This window comes from Streptomyces sp. DH10 (genome assembly GCF_029813805.1).
Classification (GTDB): domain Bacteria; phylum Actinomycetota; class Actinomycetes; order Streptomycetales; family Streptomycetaceae; genus Streptomyces; species Streptomyces coeruleofuscus.
Map to the genome: position 1 here is coordinate 117,275 of NZ_JARVKU010000005.1, position 18,780 is coordinate 136,054.

Annotated in this window: 13 protein-coding genes; 11 read left to right on the forward strand and 2 right to left on the reverse strand. The window is 71.7% G+C overall.

Translation table 11 applies throughout. From position 1 onward, the window contains the following. Window positions 1-32: 32 nt before the first annotated feature. The 9 genes from QC385_RS12375 (at window position 33) to argF (ending at window position 13,988) form a co-directional block, all read left to right on the forward strand. On the forward strand, window positions 33-1,622 hold the full coding sequence (locus QC385_RS12375; RefSeq protein WP_279541342.1) for a VMAP-C domain-containing protein: 1,590 nt from the start codon (window positions 33-35) through the stop codon (window positions 1,620-1,622). After that, the gene (locus QC385_RS12380) at window positions 1,619-2,689 is read left to right on the forward strand and encodes an AAA family ATPase (RefSeq protein WP_279541343.1); all 1,071 of its coding nucleotides are present in this window, start codon (window positions 1,619-1,621) and stop codon (window positions 2,687-2,689) included. Before QC385_RS12375 ends, QC385_RS12380 begins: the two co-directional genes overlap by 4 nt. Continuing rightward, window positions 2,690-7,000 (forward strand): FxSxx-COOH system tetratricopeptide repeat protein, encoded by a 4,311-nt coding sequence (fxsT, locus tag QC385_RS12385; RefSeq protein WP_279541344.1) that lies wholly within the window; start codon window positions 2,690-2,692, stop codon window positions 6,998-7,000. Between the two features lie 87 nt (window positions 7,001-7,087). Next, a complete protein-coding gene (locus QC385_RS12390; RefSeq protein ID WP_279541345.1) occupies window positions 7,088-8,263 on the forward strand; it encodes an alpha/beta fold hydrolase in 1,176 nt (391 codons plus the stop codon). Then, a complete protein-coding gene (locus QC385_RS12395; protein WP_279541346.1) occupies window positions 8,260-9,399 on the forward strand; it encodes an effector-associated domain 2-containing protein in 1,140 nt (379 codons plus the stop codon). The genes QC385_RS12390 and QC385_RS12395 overlap by 4 nt, the downstream gene beginning before the upstream one ends. Before the next feature lie 91 nt (window positions 9,400-9,490). Further along, window positions 9,491-9,727 carry a hypothetical protein gene (locus QC385_RS12400; protein WP_279541347.1) on the forward strand — a complete coding sequence of 79 codons (237 nt, stop codon included), beginning with the start codon at window positions 9,491-9,493 and terminating at the stop codon, window positions 9,725-9,727. Between the two features lie 93 nt (window positions 9,728-9,820). Continuing rightward, a complete protein-coding gene (locus QC385_RS12405; protein ID WP_279541348.1) occupies window positions 9,821-11,533 on the forward strand; it encodes an HEXXH motif domain-containing protein in 1,713 nt (570 codons plus the stop codon). A 131-nt stretch (window positions 11,534-11,664) separates the two neighbouring features. After that, window positions 11,665-12,888: an arginine deiminase gene (locus QC385_RS12410; RefSeq protein ID WP_279541349.1), complete on the forward strand. Its 1,224-nt coding sequence runs from the start codon at window positions 11,665-11,667 to the stop codon at window positions 12,886-12,888. A gap of 92 nt (window positions 12,889-12,980) precedes the next feature. Beyond that, window positions 12,981-13,988, forward strand: coding sequence for an ornithine carbamoyltransferase (argF, locus tag QC385_RS12415; RefSeq protein WP_279541350.1), 1,008 nt, complete (start codon window positions 12,981-12,983; stop codon window positions 13,986-13,988). Between the two features lie 6 nt (window positions 13,989-13,994). Here the strand turns inward: argF and QC385_RS12420 are convergent, their stop codons facing one another. After that, window positions 13,995-14,462, reverse strand: coding sequence for an ATP-binding protein (locus tag QC385_RS12420; RefSeq protein WP_279541351.1), 468 nt, complete (start codon window positions 14,460-14,462; stop codon window positions 13,995-13,997). A 308-nt stretch (window positions 14,463-14,770) separates the two neighbouring features. On the opposite strand from QC385_RS12420, the gene QC385_RS12425 reads away from it, so the two are divergent. Continuing rightward, entirely contained in the window at window positions 14,771-15,598 is an 828-nt protein-coding gene (locus QC385_RS12425) for an enoyl-CoA hydratase family protein (RefSeq protein ID WP_279541352.1), read from the forward strand. A 5-nt stretch (window positions 15,599-15,603) separates the two neighbouring features. Further along, a complete protein-coding gene (locus tag QC385_RS12430) occupies window positions 15,604-17,964 on the forward strand; it encodes a bifunctional salicylyl-CoA 5-hydroxylase/oxidoreductase (RefSeq protein ID WP_443032898.1) in 2,361 nt (786 codons plus the stop codon). Here QC385_RS12430 and QC385_RS12435 read toward each other — a convergent pair. Then, complete coding sequence (locus tag QC385_RS12435) at window positions 17,948-18,775, reverse strand: PaaX family transcriptional regulator (RefSeq protein WP_279541353.1); 828 nt, start codon at window positions 18,773-18,775, stop codon at window positions 17,948-17,950. The two genes, QC385_RS12430 and QC385_RS12435, sit on opposite strands and share 17 nt — an antisense overlap. Window positions 18,776-18,780 lie beyond the last annotated feature (5 nt).

The following is an 18,780-nucleotide window of genomic DNA, read 5'->3' on the forward strand; positions in this document are numbered from 1 at the left end:
AGTCAGGTGTACCGGCTCGTGGGGGAAGGTCGGTGGAGACAGCGGCGGATTTAGGCGAGTTCGGACGCACGCCGAGAGGCTCTCTGTTGCTCCGCCTGACAGAGGCGCTGTGCGAACTGAGCTGTGTGGAGGATCAGCCCGGGCGGGTGTTCTTCGCCGGGATCCTCTCCGAGCAGTTGAACCTGCACGTCGATGTGCGCGGAACCAAGCAGCGTGAGGACGTCATCGCCCTTGTACGGGCGGCGCTGAGCGTGCCGGGGGGCGGGCGCGTGCTGGTTGATGTGGTGAGGCTCTGCGAAGGTGCCTCGGCCGCCTCCGCGTTCGAGCGGCTGCTGACGCCCGGAGGGCACACGGTGGACGCTGCCGCACCGCTGTCCGGACCGCTGTCCCCTCGTGACACGGAAGCGGCCGTCGCCCTGCTCGCCGCCGTGAAGGGGCAGCTGTCCGGGGCGGCTCTGCGCGACGCCCTCGCCAGGGAACTGCACTGTGAGATGCCGCCTCGCCTGTCCCCCGAGCAACTCTTCACGCACTTATTGGACTTGAACGCGCAGCCGGACGGTCTGCCGCCCGCTGTGCTGCTCATCGAGCACGCGGCGGGGCTGGTCGCGTCCTCTGCCTGGCAGCACGCCCTGTCCTCATGGTCGCGAGGTTGGGCGGAGCGGGCCGGCCTGCTCGCCCCGCTGCGACGACGCCGGTCTCAACGGGCCGCTGCCACCGCCGACCCCACCATTCCCAGATGCCTCGTGGTGACCGTGGAACCGGCGGGGGACGGCTCCGGGGACATCGTGGTCCGCCCCTGGCTCAATACGGTTCCCGGCTACTGGCAACCTCAGCCTTGCCTGCCCGAGACGATCAGTCTTGACGGACTGGGCGGGGCGGTGGAGCGCGCTCTGCGCCAAGTCGTACGGCTGGCCCCTGGCGGCCTTGGCGAACCCCTGCTCGACGGCTCCGAAGCCACGCCGCCCTACGTTGAGTTCGTCCTGCCGTACGAGTTGCTGAACCACAACGTGGCAGGGCTGACGGTGCGCTCGGGGGACGGCAACCCGCTGCCTCTCGGGCTGAAGTACGCGGTGCACTTGCGCAGCCTGGAGCGGATGCGGACGGACGACGTACTGGTCAGGGCACAATGGCTGGAGCGCTGGACCCGGTTGCAACGCCAGGGGATCACTGTGCACGGTTGGCGGTCTTCGGATGCCGACGGGCTGAACGAGTGGCAGGCAGCCCTTGCCGCCGACCCCGGCCGCACTGCGGCGGTGCTCGACGCTCCCGACGGGAGCCCTGCCATGGAGGTTCTCAAGGCTGCCATCGCGGAGGGAGTCCCGCTGGCCGTCTGGGACCGCAGGGGCACGTTCCTCGAAGAGCGTCGCGAGGTGGTCACAGCCGTTTTCGCCGCCGTTCAGAAGCCGGCCCAGCTCCCTCTCGTCATCCATCGACTGAGACGCAGAGCGGAAGTCGACGCTGCCGGGCCCCTGTTGCTCGGCCGGCACATCGCCTTCTTCTGGGACGACCCCCACCGGCTCGTCGACATCCAGACAGCCGCGGACGACGACCTGGCGCATGAGCACGACATCGCCTATATGGGCAGCAGGCGCACCATCGACAGTGAGGAGACCCCGGTATGAGCGGGCCGGAACCGGCGGAGGTGGAGAACTGGCGCGTCTTCCGAGCCACGGGGGCCGCCCCGCGAGGGACGCCGCCCCAACTACCACCCGTGCCGCCTTGGCGCCGGTTCCGAGGCGGCCCGCCACAGCCTGCGGCTCCTGAGGACGAGGAGTCAGCGACGCGCCGCCTCGGACAGGTCGACGCGGTGCCCCAGCTCGACAGCGAGAGCACCGACATCGTCAACGCCGCCCTGCTGCTGCGCAGGCCGCTTCTGGTCACCGGGTCACCGGGCGTGGGCAAGTCCACACTCGCCTACCTCATGGCCCGTGAGCTCGGTCTGGGGCGTGTGCTGGAGTGGAACATCGTCAGCCGGACCACATTGCGTGACGGACTGTACGCCCACGACGCTCTCGGCCGCGCACAGGCCATCGCGGCCTGGCGAGCCGGTCTGAGCCCTGCCGGAGCCGCCCCGTCGGCCGCCGGGGCCGAACCCAGTGCGCCGGCAGCACCGGCGCCCGCCATCGGCGACTTCATCACTCTGGGCCCGCTGGGCACTGCCCTGCTGCCCTATGAACGCCCTCGAGTGCTGCTTGTCGACGAACTCGACAAGAGCGACATCGACCTGCCGAACGATCTGTTGCACGTGCTCGAGAACGGCAGTTACGAGATCCCGGAGCTGGTGCGGGACAACCAGGACAGCGCACGGGTGCACACCGGCGACGCGGGGGTGCACGCCGTTGTGCGGCAAGGGCGAGTGGAGTGCCGGGAGTTCCCGGTGGTGGTGATCACCAGCAACGGGGAGCGGGAGTTCCCTGCCGCCTTCCGCCGGCGTTGTCTGCCGTTGGCCATGCGTACCCCGACCCGGGAGCAGCTGCTCGCCATCGTGGAGAGTCACCTCAGGACGCGGCCGCCGGACGCCGAATCCCTGGTGGACCTGTTCGTCCAGCGCATCGAGGCGGGTGGCATGCATTCCCTTGACCAGCTGCTCAACGCCGTCCAGCTCACCTCCGCCGGTACGTTCCGGGCCGACGAGGGGGGACGCAAGCTCCTGGAGATGCTGCTGCGTGATCTGGCGAAGGGCCGCTGAGTGGACGGGGAGCCCGGCTGCCCGGCATCCGGGTCCGGCCCCGGTGGTGCCGACACGGCCGTCGCAGGGCGGTCAGGGCCGCAGCCGCCCCCGGCCGCGTCCGGACCGTCCGCCCTGCGCTGGCAGGATCTCGCCGACGCCGTCTGGTTGATGGCCCACTCGCCCCGCACCGGTGCCCCGATCCGGACGGGCGGGGACTCCCCGGAGACGGAACCGGCCGGGGTCCCGGAGCTCCCGCCCCACGTCTCGCGCCAGGAGCCGCCCGATCCGCCGAAGGATGACACCGCAACGTCTGCGGCCCCGTCCTTCACCCCCGACCCCGACGGGTCCGACCGCGTGCGCCTGGGCGTTCCCGCGCTGGCGCCGACGCGGTCCACCGCCCCGGCGGACAACGGACCCGCTGCGGAACTGGCGCGCGTGCTGCACCACCTCTCGCGCCAGGTACCGTCCCACGACGCCGTGCAACTGGACGAAGAGACCACGGCGGAACGGGGCATCTTCGACGAGCTGTGGCTTCCCAGCTTCCGGCCCGCCGACGTCACCGCCTTCGAGCTGGTCATCCTCATGGACGAGACCGCCACCATGGCGGTGTGGCGTGCGGAGACGGCCGCCCTGGCCGCAGCCGCCGAACACAGCGGTGCCTTCCGTGCAGTCCGAGCCGTCGACGTGGTCGTGCCCCGGAACGGCGAGCCGAGGCTGCGCTGGAGTGCCGCAGGGACCACGGCGGACCCGGGTGAAGTCCTCAACGGACGCAAGGACCGCATCTTCCTCGTCGTCACGGACGGGCTCCGCCACGGCTGGGCGGCTCCGGCCGCCGACCGCCTCCTCGGCCGCCTGGGCCGGGCCGGCCCCACCGCCCTGGTGCATCTTCTGCCGCCCCACATGAGGCACCGCTCTTCGCTGTATCCCTATCCGGCGGAACTGGAGGCCGGCGGCTTCGGCGCGGCCAACCACCGCCTCGGCCTGCGACCGTCGGCCGGTGGGCTCGACCCGATGCGCCCACTGCCGCAACTGGTCGACGGCGCCCTGCCGGTCCCGGTACTTTCCCTGAAGGCGGGCTCCTTCTCCGCTTGGGCCGACCTCGTGCTCGGCGAGCGGGGCGTGCGCCGTACCTTGCCCGCCGTGGTGGCCGGAACGCTGTACCAAGGAGCTCCCGCGCCCGGTCTGCGTGCTCCTCGCCGGTCGGGAGCCGGTGACGCGGTGGGCCGCTTCTTCACGCTCGCCACGCCGGCGGCCCGCCGACTGGCGACTCATGTCGCCGCGATTCCCTTCGACTTCGATCTCATCGACCAATTGCGGAAACGGACGATGCCGACGGCCGGCCCCGAACACCTCGCCGAGATCCTCATGGGCGGCCTGATCGACTGGGGCGGCCGCGACATGGAACGTCCCGACTTCGCCGACGGCATCCGCGAGGCACTCCTCGCCACCACGACCCGTGCTCAGCTGGCCCGCATCATCGGTGTCCTCGGTGAACTGCCCGCAGCAGGAGAACAGGCTGTCGCACTGCGGGCCGCCCTGCGGGACCCGTACGGCACCGCCCTGCCGGACCCGGACGCCGGGGCCTGGCGGGCTTCGGAGCTCGCTGTCATGAGGGCGCTGGCAGGGCCGTACGCCGAACGGGCCCGCCGGATCGAGGTGGAGCGGGACGTCCCAGGGGTCGTCAACAACAGGCCCGCACGCCGACGCGCACGGCCGGCGGGCAGAAGGGCTGTCGAGCAGCCCGCAGCGCAACCGGTGACGGCGTCACAGGAACCGGACCAGTATCCGACGAAGACAGGGCAGGGAATGAACAGGACATCGACCGAACCGCCTGCCCTCCTGGTGAATGTTCCCCTGCGGAACACCACGTTCGTCGGCCGGCAGGCACTGTTGCGGACGGTGGAGGAACAGCTCGCGGCACAGGACACCGCAGCCGTGCTGCCACACGCGCTGCACGGTCTCGGCGGTGTCGGCAAGTCCCAGCTGGTGCTGGAGTACATCTACACCCATCAGCACGACTACAGAGTGATCTGCTGGATCCCCGCCGAGCGGGAGAGCCTCGTGCTCGCGGCCCTCGCGACTCTGGCCGCCCAGTTGGGTGTCGCGCCGGCCGAGCAGGACACTGTGGGAGTTCCGGCCGCCGGCACAGCAGTCCCTGCGGCCCTGGAAGCGCTACGCGCGGGGGTGCCGTACGACAACTGGCTGCTTGTCTTCGACAACGCTGAAGACGTTGAGATGGTACGCGGTTACTTCCCCGCCAACGCACCGGGGAAAATCATCGTCACCTCCCGGAACCGGGGCTGGGAACGGGTGGCCACCTCGTTGTTGGTGAATGTCTTCGAGCGCGAGGAGTCCATCGAGCTGCTTCAGAAGCGCGCCGCGGACCTGCCGCGGGAGGACGCCGACCGGCTGGCCGAGGCCCTCGGTGACCTGCCGCTCGCCGTGGAGCAGGCGGGCGCCTGGCTCGGTGTCACCGGCATGGAGGTCGACGAGTACCTCGAACTGCTCGCCCGGCGCAGCCCGGAGATCCTGGAGATCGAGCAGAGCCCCGACTACCCGGTCTCCGTTGCCGCCGCCTGGGACATCTCCCTGGAACGCATCAGGGAGAACAATCCGGGTGCCCGCCAACTGCTCGACATCTGCGCCAGCATGGCCCCCGAGCCGATCCCGAGGTCGATCCTGCGTAGCAGCCGGGGCGTCAACATCACGCCACAGATCGACCCGATGCTGCGCGAGCCGATCAAACTGAACCGGGCGATCCGCGACCTCAGCCAGTTCTCCCTGATCAAGGTCGATCCGCGCGCGGGCACCCTCCAGATGCACCGCCTGCTCCAGACTGTGCTCCTCGCCAAGCTGAGCGAAGAGGAACGCGAGCGGATGCGGGACGCCGCCCACCAACTGCTGTCCGCTGCGAACCGGGGCCCCTACGGATCCTCCCTGGAGTGGCGCGCCTACCAGGCGCTGCTGCCCCACGTGCTCGCCTCCCAGGCGGTGACCAGCACCGACCCCTATGTGCGCGACCTGGTCTACGACACCATGTGGTTCCTCTACTACTGGGGTGACCACGAAGGCGCGGCGGCCTTCGGCCGGCAGGCGTGGAGCGCCTGGCTCGCCGCCTCGGGCGAGGAGGACATCTATGTCATCCGCATGATCAAGGGCTTCGCGTTCTTGCTGCGCCGGACCGGGCAGATCGCCGAGTCGATCCCGCTCACCGAGAAGGCGCTGGAGGTCTCCCGCCGGGTGCAGGTCGAGCCTGAGGAACTCATCGACTCCCTATGTGACATGTCCGACGCCCGCCGTTACCAGGGCCGATTCCAGGAGGCGCGGGACCTGGGCCGGGAGGCCACCGAACTGGCTCGATCGTTGTTCGGCCCCGATGACCAGGCCACCCTGCGGGGCGCTCACAGCTTGGGGGTGGACCTGCGGCTGTGCGGGCAGTTCAAGGAAGCGCTGACGCTGGACCAGGAGACCGCCCGCCAGCGCGACGCCCTGCTCGGCGACGCCAGCTTCTTCACGCTCAACACCCTCCACTGCGTCGGCATCGACACGCGAGAGGCGGGCCGGTACCCCGAGGCGCGTGAATTTCAGGAGGACGTCTACCGCCGGGCGCTCACCGCGCTCGGTGACAAAAACCCCCTGACCCTGCGCATCGCCCGTGACCTCGGAGTCTGCCGCCGCCGGGACGGAAACCTCGCCGAGGGCGCCAAGCTGGCAGAGGACACCCTGCGCAACTTCGCGACCCGCTACGGCGACGAGCACCTCGACACGCTGACCACGGCGGCCAACGTCTCCGTCGACCGCCGCCTGGCCGGGGATCTGGAAGGCTCCCACCGGCTCGCGGGGACCACCGCGGACCGGCTTGAGCGGCGCCTCGGAGCGAACCACGCGCACACCCTTTTGACCAGGGCGAACCTGGCCGCCACCGAGCGGGCCCTGGGTGCCCTGGACGCCGCGCAGGAGTTGGAGGACGACGTCGTGCGGCGGCTGAGCGACACGGTCGGGCCGCACCACATCATCACCCTCACCGTGGGCATCGGCCAGGCCAACACCTTCTACGGCCGGCTCGACTTCGAGCGGGCGCACGCCATCGACTCCGTTAACCTGCCCCTGCTGACCGAGGTAGCGGGTGAGGGCCACCCGCTCACCCTTTCCTGCATCTCCAACCTCTCCCTCGACCTGCGGGGACTCGGACGGGCCGACGAGGCGGACGCCCTCCAGCGCAAGGCCGTGGAGGGCTTCGCCGCAGTGCTGCGCAACAGCCACCCCTGGCTCCAGGCCGCCCGCCAGCGCCGCCGCATCGAGTGCGACATCGCTCCCATGCCCATGTGACACCGGCCGCGCCCGTTTGCCTGGGCGCAACCTCCTTGCGATAGTGGGAAGTTGACACCGTGAGGTGTCCGTCTCACGGGGGGGCGCATGACGGCGGTCGTCTTCGTTCACGGAACCGGGGTGCGTGAACCGGCCTTCTCCCGCCTGGTGGGGCGGGTGACGGCCGGACTGGCCGCACAGCGCGCCGGGATGGACATCGTGCCCTACTACTGGGGAGCGGCACACGGTGCCACGCTCGCGGCCGGCGGGGCGAGTCTGCCGCCCCGGTCCGGCACCACACGCGGTCCTGGTAGGGGACCGGCGAGCCCGGACCCGAGCGACGAGACGACCGCGGCGTGGGCTGTCCTCTACGACGACCCGTACGCCGAACTGGCCTCGGCCGCCGCCGCATCCGGCCCGGCCGTCGAACGCCCGCCCGGCACCGTACCGCCCCAGCAGCGCATACGGGCGCTGCTCACCGCACTCGCCGCCCGAGGCGACGAACCAGGAGCCGAGGTGGGCCCCGGACTGGCCCGCGCCGCCACCGACCTGGCCGCCCACCCCCTGCTCGGCCCCGCCGCTGACGCCCTCGACCCGGCGGACCTCGCCGTTCTCGCCGCCCGCTCCCTGACCGCCCGCCTCATCGCCGACGCCCTCGACGCCGACTCCCCGCTCGTCCCGGTCGGCGAGACCCGTGACGCCGTCACCGACCGCCTCGCCGAGGCCCTCGGAGCACCGGCCCGGGGCGCCGAGCGGGGGCTGCGCTCCTACCTGCTGCGGTCGGCCGGGGCCATGGCCGCGCGGGCGGTCGAGCGCCGCCGGCGTGTCCTCACCGAAGCCGCCCACCCCGCCGCCGGTGACATTCTGCGCTACCTGAGCCGGGGCGCGGCCTTCCGGGACGGCCTGCGCACCCTCGTCGCCGGCCTGGAGCCGCCCGTCGCCGTGGTCGGCCACAGCCTCGGCGGCATCATCGCCCTGGACACGCTGATCCCCGCCCCGCTACCGCAGGTCGGCCTCCTGGTGACGGCCGGCTCCCAAGGGCCCTTCCTCTACGAGTCGGGCTCCCTGCCCTCCCTCGAACACCCCGCGCCCCTGCCGCCGCACTTCCCTGCCTGGCTGAACCTGTACGACCCGCGCGACCTCCTCGGCTACCTCGGCGCGGAACTCTTCCCGGGCCGCGTCACCGACGTCCCCGTCGACAGCGGCCAGCCGTTCCCCGCCGCGCACAGCGCCTACTGGACGAACCCCGTCGTGTACCGCCACATCGGAGACCACCTGCCGTGACCGGCCCGAAGCTGTCCGTCGACCCGGCCCGGGTGCACGCCCTCGTCGTCGGGATCGAGTCGTACGAGGCCGGGGACGCCTGGCGGCTGCCAGGCCCCGCCCGGGACGCCGTACGGTTCTGGCGGCTGCTGCGGGACGCCGGGGTGCCGGAGCCGCAAGTGCGGCTACATCTGGCCCCCTTGCCGCCGTACGGCCCGCAAGTGCCTTACCGGCCCGCGGACCATGCGACCCTGCGCCGGGTCCTCGTCCGCGAACTGTCCCCGGCCCAGGGCGACATGCTGTGGGTGTGGTGGGGCGGACACGGCGTGCTGGACCGGGCCGGGCGGCTCCGGCTCTTCTGCGCGGACGCCGGTCTCGCCGACAAGGTGGGCATCGACCTGGACTCCGCGCTCGCCCGGTACGCGGGCGACGCCGTGCCCGGTCTGCGTGAGCAGATGTGGATCGTGGACGCCTGCGAGACCTTCGAGGAGGACTTGGCGTTCCAGGAGGCGCTGCCCGCCGACGCACTGCCCGTGGGTCGGCCCAACCATGCGCACCGGCAGACCGTGCTGCGCGCTGCCGGCCGGGGCAGGGCGGCGGCCAACGACCCCGTCCGTGGCACCGGCCTGTTCTCCGACGTCCTGCTCGGTCTGCTGGCCGACCGGGCGGCCGTTCTGCCGGCGCCGCCCGATCCGGAGGAACTGTTTCCGGCCGTTCGAGCGCGCATCGCGGCCCTCAGGCAAGAGGGCCGTACTCTGCAGCATCCCGAGATTCGCCTCCAGGGCCCTGACCGCACCGAGACCTTGCCGCCGGCCGTGCCGCCCGCGGCGCCGCGGTCCCTCACGGCGTTGCAGCGGGCGGTGGAGGCTCTGCTCGCCTACCCCCTGATGCAGGACGCCGGCGAGCGGCAGACGGTCGTGAGCGCACTCGACCCTCATGTCACCGCCGTACTGCGCCGTCACAGCAAGGCGCGTACCGACGCCGTCAACATCCTCGGCGGGCTCACCCGGCGGAACCCGGAGGTACTGTGGGACCTGTTCGACGCTGTGGTGTCCGTCGACGACGACCCGGAACTGAAGGCGGAACTCGCCGCCGCGCTGGCCGCGTTGGTGCCTCCGGCGACGGACCGGCGTGATCGGCGGTGGTCAGTGGAGTAATCGCACGGTTTTCGCCCCGGGGGGTATTGGCCATCGCCATGATGGAGAGACACGGGGCATCGCGTGCCACCGTGCGAGAAGGGGGAGCATCTTGGACCAGCCACCCGCTCTGCACCACGCCGGAGCCGCCACCGCACCTGAACCGGTCGTCGCCATCGGGGAGACCGTTGTGTGGGAATCCGATCTGGCGGACCTCGCGGCGTTGCCCCTGAGCGCCGTGGACGGTCTCCCCGCCCTGCCCCCCACCACCCGCCTGCTGGCCGAGGTGCTGCGCGCCCGTAGCAGCATGAGGAGTGGCGAGGGGCCGGGGGGCGCCCGAGCCGATTAGCAGGCCCACGCCGTCCCGACGGCACAACTCCGATGCGACCGCTCACGCACCGGGGTCCGCGCATGTCCGCCAAGCGACCGGAGGCCCGCGACGATGACCAGCGAGCAGCACCTCGCTCCCTTCCGCATGCCGGACCGGCTCTTCGCGGAGCTGGCCGCCGGAGGCGGTTCGGCAGCGGCCGTCGCCTTCCTCGAACGAGCAGAACGCGCGCGGCGGTTGCTGCTCCTGCGCACCCTCCTCGACCACCTGGACGCCCTGCCCACCCCCCTCACCCCGGCCGCCGAAGCCTGGCGCGTGCTCAAGGAGGCGGCCGAGAAGTCGCCCGAGCCGGTCGAACGCCTGCTGCTGGCCCCGGCGACGGGCGGCTGGATCTGCCACATGCTGCGCCGGGTGCGGGGCACGGCGACCGGGCCGCCGCTGTGGGCGGAGGCGGGCCACCTGGGTGCGCTGGCCCTCTCGGCCTCCTTGCACGCGGGCACGGAGGCCACCCTCGACGTTCCCCTCACCAGTGGGCGGCTGCCCCTGCCCGGTCTCGGCATGGTCCAACTCCCCGACGCCGAGGAGGGACTGGCGGTCGGCCGGGCCACGACGGGCGGGGGAGAGCTGACGGTCACCGGGCCGGGCGGCACGACCGGATCGGTGCGGGTGACCTGTCATCCGCTGACGCGGCGTGCCGACGCCGCGGGGGGCACCTGGCTCCCGCTGCGGACCCTCACCCACACCGGCCCCGGCGGCGGGGCCCCTGTCACCGTCGTACTCGAAGACCTCGACCCCTACCGCGATCTCGACGACCACCTGCCCCCCGCCCGGCTCGACGAGGACGAGGCCCAGGAGTGGCAGCGGTTGTTCGGGGAGGCCGCGCGGATCCTCGCACGGCCGGGCACACCGGGCCCCGGGCGGGTCGACCCCGCCATGATCCGGGCGATCGTGCCCTTCGGGCGCACCTCCGTCAGCCCGCCCCCGCCCCCCTTCGTGCAGGTGTCGGCCTCCAGCGGTGACTCCTTCGGCGGCATGCTCATCGTCCGTCCGGCCTCCGCGCTCGCCCTCGCCGAGACCCTGGTGCACGAGCTCCAGCACAGCAAACTGGCCGCCCTCCTGCACCTGTTCCCGCTGCTGGAGGACGACCGGGCCGAGCGCTACTACGCACCTTGGCGTACCGACCCGCGCCACCTCACCGGTCTGCTGCACGGCGCCTACGCCTTCACCGGCGTCGCGGGTTTCTGGCGGGACCGGCTGGCCGGAGCGGAGGGGGGCGAGGAAGCTGAGCGGGCCGAGGAAGCCGAGCGGGCCGCCTACTTCTTCGCCCTGCGTCGCCTCCAGAGCCGCCTGGCCGTGCGCACGCTGCTGACCAGCGGCCGGCTGACCGTGCAGGGCCGGGCCCTCGTGTCGGGCCTCGCCCGCACCCTGGACGGCTGGCTGCGCGAGCCGGTCCCGCACGCCGCCCTCACCCGGGCCCGTACGGCCGCCGCGCTGCACCGCACCGAGTGGCGGTTGCGCAACGTCGACCCCGCCGTGGAGATACCGTCGGACGGCCCCCGCTTCCGCCCCGACCGCACCTCCTGGCCCGACGTCCGCACCCACGCCTTCGCCGCCCGCCCCGTCGCCCCGCGCACCGCCGACGAGCACCTCGCAGCCGGGGACGCGGCCGCCGCGCTCGACCGGTACGCCGGACAGCTGGCCGCCGACCCCGCCGAGCCGCACCTACTGGCCGGCTGGATCGTCGCACGGGCCGTGCTCGACCCGGGCCGGGAGACGCGGCGCATGCTGGCCCGGCCGGAGCTGCTCCAGCCGCTGCCCAGCGGCTGACCGGGACGTCCCGGCCCGGCCCGGCCCGATTGTCGTCGGACAGACGATTGTCGTCAGGCAGACGCAAACAAGAGTTCGCCGAAACGCGCGAGCAGCGCGTCAACGGGCGCTCCGATGGTCAGGATGGAGGCATGGCTTACCACGTCCACTCCGAGGCCGGGCGGCTGCGCCGCGTCATCCTGCACCGGCCCGATCTCGAGCTCAAAAGGCTCACCCCCAGCAACAAGACCTCGCTGCTCTTCGACGACGTGCTGTGGGTGCGCAGGGCCCGCGCCGAGCACGACGGGTTCGCCGACGTGCTGCGCGACCGGGGGGTCGCCGTCCACCTCTTCGGTGACCTGCTGGCCGAGGCCCTGGAGGCCCCGGCGGCCAGGACCCTCGTCCTGGACCGGGTCTTCGACGAGAAGGAGTACGGCCCGCTCGCCACCGACCATCTAAGAGCCGCCTTCGAGGATCTGCCCGGGGCGGAGCTGGCCGAGCTCCTGGTCGGCGGCATGACCAAGCGTGAGTTCCTCGACGTGCACCCGGAACCGACCTCCGTGCGCTTCCACGTCATGGAACTGGACGACTTCCTGCTGGACCCCCTGCCCAACCACCTCTTCACCCGCGACACCTCCGCGTGGATCTACGACGGCGTCTCCATCAACGCCATGCGCTGGCCCGCCCGGCAGCGCGAGACCGTGCACTTCGAGGCGATCTACCGGCACCACCCGCTGTTCCGGGACGAGACCTTCCACCTCTGGTCCGAGGGGCAGGCCGACTACCCGTCCACCATCGAGGGCGGGGACGTCCTGGTCATCGGCAACGGGGCGGTGCTCATCGGCATGAGCGAGCGCACCACGCCCCAGGCGGTCGAGATGCTCGCGCACAAGCTGTTCGCCGCCGGTTCCGCCGAGACGATCGTGGCCCTCGACATGCCCAAGCGGCGTGCCTTCATGCACCTCGACACCGTGATGACGATGGTCGACGGCGACACCTTCACCCAGTACGCGGGGCTCGGCATGCTCCGCTCGTACACCATCGAACCGGGCGTCGGCGAGAAGGAACTCAAGGTCACCGACCATCCGCCGGAGCACATGCACCGCGCGATCGCCGCCGCGCTCGGCCTGAACGAGATCCGGGTGCTGACCGCCACCCAGGACGTGCACGCGGCCGAACGCGAGCAGTGGGACGACGGCTGCAACGTCCTGGCCGTCGAACCCGGCGTCGTGGTCGCCTACGAGCGGAACGCCACCACCAACACCCACCTGCGCAAACAGGGCATCGAGGTGATAGAGATCCCGGGCAGTGAGCTGGGGCGGGGCAGGGGCGGCCCGCGGTGCATGAGCTGCCCGGTCGAACGGGAGCCCGTATAGGCACCCCACGTCCACGTATAGGCATGCTGAGTTTCGTATAGTATTCCAGGAGTCCTGTCCGTCCCCGTACCGCCGTATCCCTGGAGCGCCCCATGGCGACAGTCCCGACCGCCCTCGCCGGCCGCCACTTCCTCAAGGAGCTGGACTTCACCGAGGAGGAGTTCCGCGGTCTGGTCGAGCTGGCCGCCGAGCTGAAGGCCGCCAAGAAGGCAGGGACCGAGACGCAGTACCTGCGGGGCCGGAACATCGCGCTGATCTTCGAGAAGACCTCCACCCGCACCCGCTGCGCCTTCGAGGTCGCGGCCGCCGATCAGGGCGCCTCGACGACGTACCTCGACCCCTCCGGCTCGCAGATCGGCCACAAGGAGTCGGTGCGCGACACCGCGCGGGTGCTGGGCCGGATGTACGACGGGATCGAGTACCGGGGGGACAGTCAGCAGAAGGTGGAGGAGCTGGCGGCGCACGCCGGTGTGCCCGTCTACAACGGGCTCACCGACGACTGGCACCCCACCCAGATGCTGGCCGACGTGCTGACCATGACGGAGCACTGCGCCAAGCCGCTGAACGCGATCTCCTTCGCCTACCTGGGCGACGCCCGCTTCAACATGGGCAACTCCTACCTGGTCACCGGCGCCCTGCTCGGCATGGACGTGCGTCTCGTCGCCCCGAAGGAGTACTGGCCGGCCGAGGAGGTCGTCGACCGGGCCCGTGCCCTCGCCGGGACCAGCGGCGCCCGCATCACCCTCACCGAGACCCTGGACGAGGGCGTCCGTGGCGCCGACTTCGTCGCCACCGACGTCTGGGTCTCGATGGGTGAGCCGAAGGAGGTCTGGGCCGAGCGCATCGCCGCCCTGGCCCCGTACGCGGTGACCATGGACGTCCTGCGCGCCACCGGCAACCCGGACGTGAGGTTCCTGCACTGCCTGCCCGCCTTCCACGACCTCGGTACCAAGGTCGGCCAGGAGATCCACGCCGCCCACGGCCTGGAGTACCTGGAGGTGTCGGACGAGGTCTTCGAGTCGGCGCACTCCGTCGTCTTCGACGAGGCGGAGAACCGCCTGCACACGATCAAGGCGGTGCTGGTCGCGACCCTCGGCTGAACCGCGTCAGGCCGACGGCCGCCGCTGAGCCGGCACCACGGGCAGCCAGAACCACACCGCCTTGCCGGACTCGGTCGGCCGGTGACCGCACGACGAGCTCAGGGTGCGGATCAGCAGCAGGCCGCGCCCGTGCTCCTGCCAGGGGTCGGGCATCCCGCCGGACGGGCAGGTCAGATCGCCGGGCGGCTGCGGGTCGGTGTCGTGCACCTCGACCTGGCAGCCCGACGGCATCAGCTCCACCACCAGCTCTATCGGCGTCTCGCCGGAGGTGTGCTCCACGGCGTTCGCCACCAGCTCCGCCGTGAGCAGCTCCGCCGTGTCGCGGTCCGCCCCGTGCTCCAGCTCGGCCAGCGCCGTACGGACCAGGGCACGGGCCACGGGGACCGCCGCGGCGGTGTGTGGCAGTGCGATACGCCAGGAGGCGGGGGCTGAGGGGAGTTCGTACAAGGCGGGTCCGTTCATGGAGCAGGACATCCTGCTTTCAACCTTATGAATGGTACGGCGCCACTCTTCCGTGGCGTCCGAGGGGCACTGCCGGGGGACCTGCGGCCCCCTTGCCGCACGGCTTACCCAGGTGAACGCCGTGCCGCGCACGGCTGCTCCCGCCGTTACGCCGGTGTGGACGATCTGTGACGGATGTGACCGGCCCGGTTCACACCCGGCTCCCCAGGAAGTCCTACCCGGACGGTCTATCGCGCACTCATGACGACAGTCACGAATGAGTGATAACTTCGTGGGGTAGAGCTCAGTGAGGCAGTGCCCGCCCGAGGAGGCCGCACGTCATGAGTCCCTTCACCGGCTCCGCCGCCCGCACCCCGAGCTGGGAGCACCTCCGCGTCGACGTGGCCGACGGCGTCGCCACCGTCACCCTGGCCCGCCCCGAGAAGCTCAACGCGCTCACCTTCGGCGCCTACGCCGACCTGCGCGACCTGCTCGCGGAGCTGTCCCGGGAGCGGTCCGTACGGGCCCTGGTGCTGGCCGGCGAGGGCCGCGGCTTCTGCTCCGGCGGCGACGTCGACGAGATCATCGGCGCCACCCTCGGCATGGACACCGCCCAGCTCCTCGACTTCAACCGGATGACCGGCCAGGTGGTCCGCGCCATCCGGGAGTGCCCCTTCCCCGTGATCGCGGCAGTGCAGGGCGTGGCGGCCGGCGCCGGAGCGGTCCTCGCCCTGGCCGCCGACTTCCGCGTGGCCGACCCCACCGCCCGCTTCGCCTTCCTCTTCACCCGTGTCGGCCTCTCCGGCGGCGACATGGGCGCGGCCTACCTCCTGCCCAGGGTCGTGGGCCTCGGCCACGCCACCCGCCTCCTGATGCTGGGCGACCCGGTCCGCGCCCCCGAGGCCGAGCGCATCGGCCTGATCAGCGAACTGACGGAGGAGGGCCGGGCCGACGAGACAGCACAACGACTGGCCCACCGCCTGGCAACGGGCCCAGCCCTGGCCCACGCCCAGACCAAGGCCCTCCTCACGGCGGAACTGGACATGCCCCTGGCGGCATCAGTGGAACTCGACGCCTCGACGCAGGCTCTCCTGATGACAGGGGATGACTACGCGGAGTTCCACGCGGCATTCACGGAGAAGCGCCCTCCCAAGTGGAGCGGACGGTGACTGCCATGCCCTCAGGGGCGCGGGGCTGTGTCGATATGCGGCTCCGCCGCGGGGCGCGACCAGCCACAACGCACCCGCGCCCGCACCCCGACACAAGCCACCCCCTACGCGTGGCCATCATCGGCGGAGGCCCCGGCGGCCTGTACGCCGCCGCCCTCCTCAAACGCCTCGACCCCACCCGCGACATCACCGTCTGGGAACGAAACGCCCCCGACGACACCTTCGGCTTCGGCGTGGTCCTCTCCGACGAAACCCTCGGCGGCATAGAGCACGCCGACCCCCACGTCTACGAGGCCCTCCAGAGCCACTTCATCCGCTGGGACGACATCGACATCGTCCACCGAGGCGTACGGCACACCTCGGGCGGCCACGGATTCGCCGCACTCGGCAGAAAACGCCTCCTGGAGATCCTCCACACCCGCTGCCGCGAACTCGGCGTCGACCTCCGCTTCCACACCGAGGCCCCGCACGACCTCCCGCGGACCCACGATCTGGTCATCGCCGCGGACGGCATCCACAGCAGCACCCGCGAGGCTCACGCGGACGTCTTCCGCCCCCGGGTCACCCCACACCGCTGCCGCTACATCTGGCTCGCCGCCGACTTCCCCTTCGACTCCTTCCGCTTCGAGATCGCCGAGACCGAACACGGCGTGATGCAGCTCCACGGCTACCCCTATGCGCCGGACGCCTCCACCGTGATCATCGAGATGCGCGAAGAGGTCTGGCACGCGGCCGGCTTCGACGAGCTCGGCGAAGCCGAGTCGATCGAACGCTGCGCCAAGATCTTCGCGGAGGCACTCCGCGGCCGCCCCCTGAAGTCGAACAACTCCACCTGGACGACCTTCCGCACGGTCGTCAACGACCGCTGGTCGCACGGCAACGTCGTCCTGCTCGGCGACGCCGCCCACACCGCTCACTTCTCCATCGGCTCCGGCACCAAGCTCGCCGTCGAGGACGCCCTGGCCCTCGCCGCCTGCCTGGAGGAACAGGACTCACTGGAGAAGGCCCTGACCGCGTACGAGGCGGAGCGGCGGCCCGTCGTCGCCTCGACGCAGCGCGCGGCCCGGGCCAGCCTGGAGTGGTTCGAGAACCTCGCCCTGTACCTGGACCAGCCGCCCCGCCAGTTCGCCTTCAACCTGCTCACCCGCAGCCGCCGCGTCACCCACGACAACCTGCGGCTGCGCGACTCCCGCTTCACGGAGGCCGTGGAGCGGGAGTTCGGCTGCCCGCCCGGCACGCCCCCGATGTTCACGCCGTTCCGGCTGCGGGGCCTGACCTTGCGCAACCGGGTCGTCGTGTCACCCATGGACATGTACTCGGCGGTCGACGGCGTCCCCGGCGACTTCCACCTCGTCCACCTGGGCGCGCGGGCCATGGGCGGGGCCGGGCTGGTGATGACCGAGATGGTGTGCGTCAGCGCGGAGGGCAGGATCACGCCCGGCTGCGCCGGCCTCTACACCGGCCGGCAGGGCGAGGCCTGGAAGCGGATCACGAACTTCGTGCACGAGCGGGCGCCCGGCACCGCGATCGGCGTGCAGCTCGGCCACAGCGGCCGCAAGGGCTCCACGAAGCTGATGTGGGAGGGCATGGACGAGCCGCTGGAGGAGGGCAACTGGCCGCTCGTGGCCGCGTCCGCGCTGCCGTACAAGCGGTTCAGCCAGGTCCCGCGCGAGCTGTCCCGCGCGCAACTCACCGACCTCCGCGAGCAGTTCGCAGCCGCCGCCTGCCGTGCCGCCCGGGCCGGGTTCGACCTGCTCGAACTGCACTGCGCCCACGGCTATCTGCTCTCCGGCTTCCTCTCCCCGCTGACCAACCGCCGCACCGACGCCTACGGCGGCTCGCTGGACAAGCGGCTCCGCTTCCCGCTGGAGGTGTTCGACGCCGTACGGAACGTCTGGCCGGGGGAGCGGCCCATGACCGTCCGGATCTCCGCCACCGACTGGGCCGACGGCGGGACCACGGCCGAGGACGCCGTCGAGATCGCCCGGGCCTTCGCCGCGCACGGCGCCGACGCGATCGACGTGTCGACGGGTCAGGTCGTGGCGGACGAACGGCCCGAGTTCGGGCGGTCGTACCAGACTCCCTTCGCGGACCGGATCCGGGGCGCCACCGGCATCCCGGTGATCGCGGTCGGGGCGATCTCCTCCTGGGACGACGTCAACTCCCTGATCCTTGCGGGCCGTGCAGACCTGTGCGCCCTGGCCCGCCCCCACCTCTACGACCCGCACTGGACACTGCACGCGGCCGGCGAACAGGGCTACACGGGCCCCGGCGCCGTCTGGCCGGCCCCCTACCGCGCGGGCAGCCGCCGCCCCCAGACGGGCCGCACGGACGCGCCCAAGCCGCGGCTCACTCTGGGGAGCTGAGCAGCCCCACGAACTCGGCGCCCGCGTCCCGCAGCCGCTCGTGCAGTCCCTGGAACACCGCCGACGAGCGGGTGCCCGGCCAGTCTTCCGGGAGCAGTTCGGACGGCAGGCCGGGGTCGGTGTAGGGGAGGTGGCGCCAGGAGTCCAGGGCGAGGAGGTAGTCGCGGTAGGCCTCCTCCGGCGGGGTGTCCTCGCGTTTCTCCCAGGCGTGCAGCACGCGCGCGTGGCGGTCGAGGAACGCCTCGTGCTCCTTGGCGATGGCGGCCAGGTCCCACCAGCGGGCGACGGCCTCCGCGGTCGGGGCGAAGCCGAGGTGGTCGCCGCGGAAGAAGTCGACGTACGCGTCGAGCCGCAGCCGCTGGAGGGTGTGCCGGGTCTCCTCGTACAGCCGCGCGGGCGCGATCCACACGCCCGGCGCGGCCGTGCCGAAACCGAGACCGGCCAGCCGGGAGCGCAGCACGTGCCGCTTCTGCCGCTCCGACTCCGGCACGGAGAACACGGCGAGTACCCACCCCTCGTCCTCGGGAGGAGCCGTGGCGTAGATGCGCCGGTCGCCGTCGTCGAGCAACTGGCGGGCGTCCGGCGACAGTTCGTACCCGGCCGCGCCCTGGGTGGTGCGGGCGGGCACGAGCAGTCCGCGTCTCTTCAGCCGCGACACCGAGGAGCGTACGGACGGGGCGTCGACCCCGACCGCCGCGAGCAGCCGGATCAGTTCGGCGACGGGCACGGGGCCCGTCGCGAAGCGGCCGTACGCGCCGTAGAGCGTGACGATGAGAGACCGTGGTGCATGCTGGTCGGACACGTTGATCATCTTAG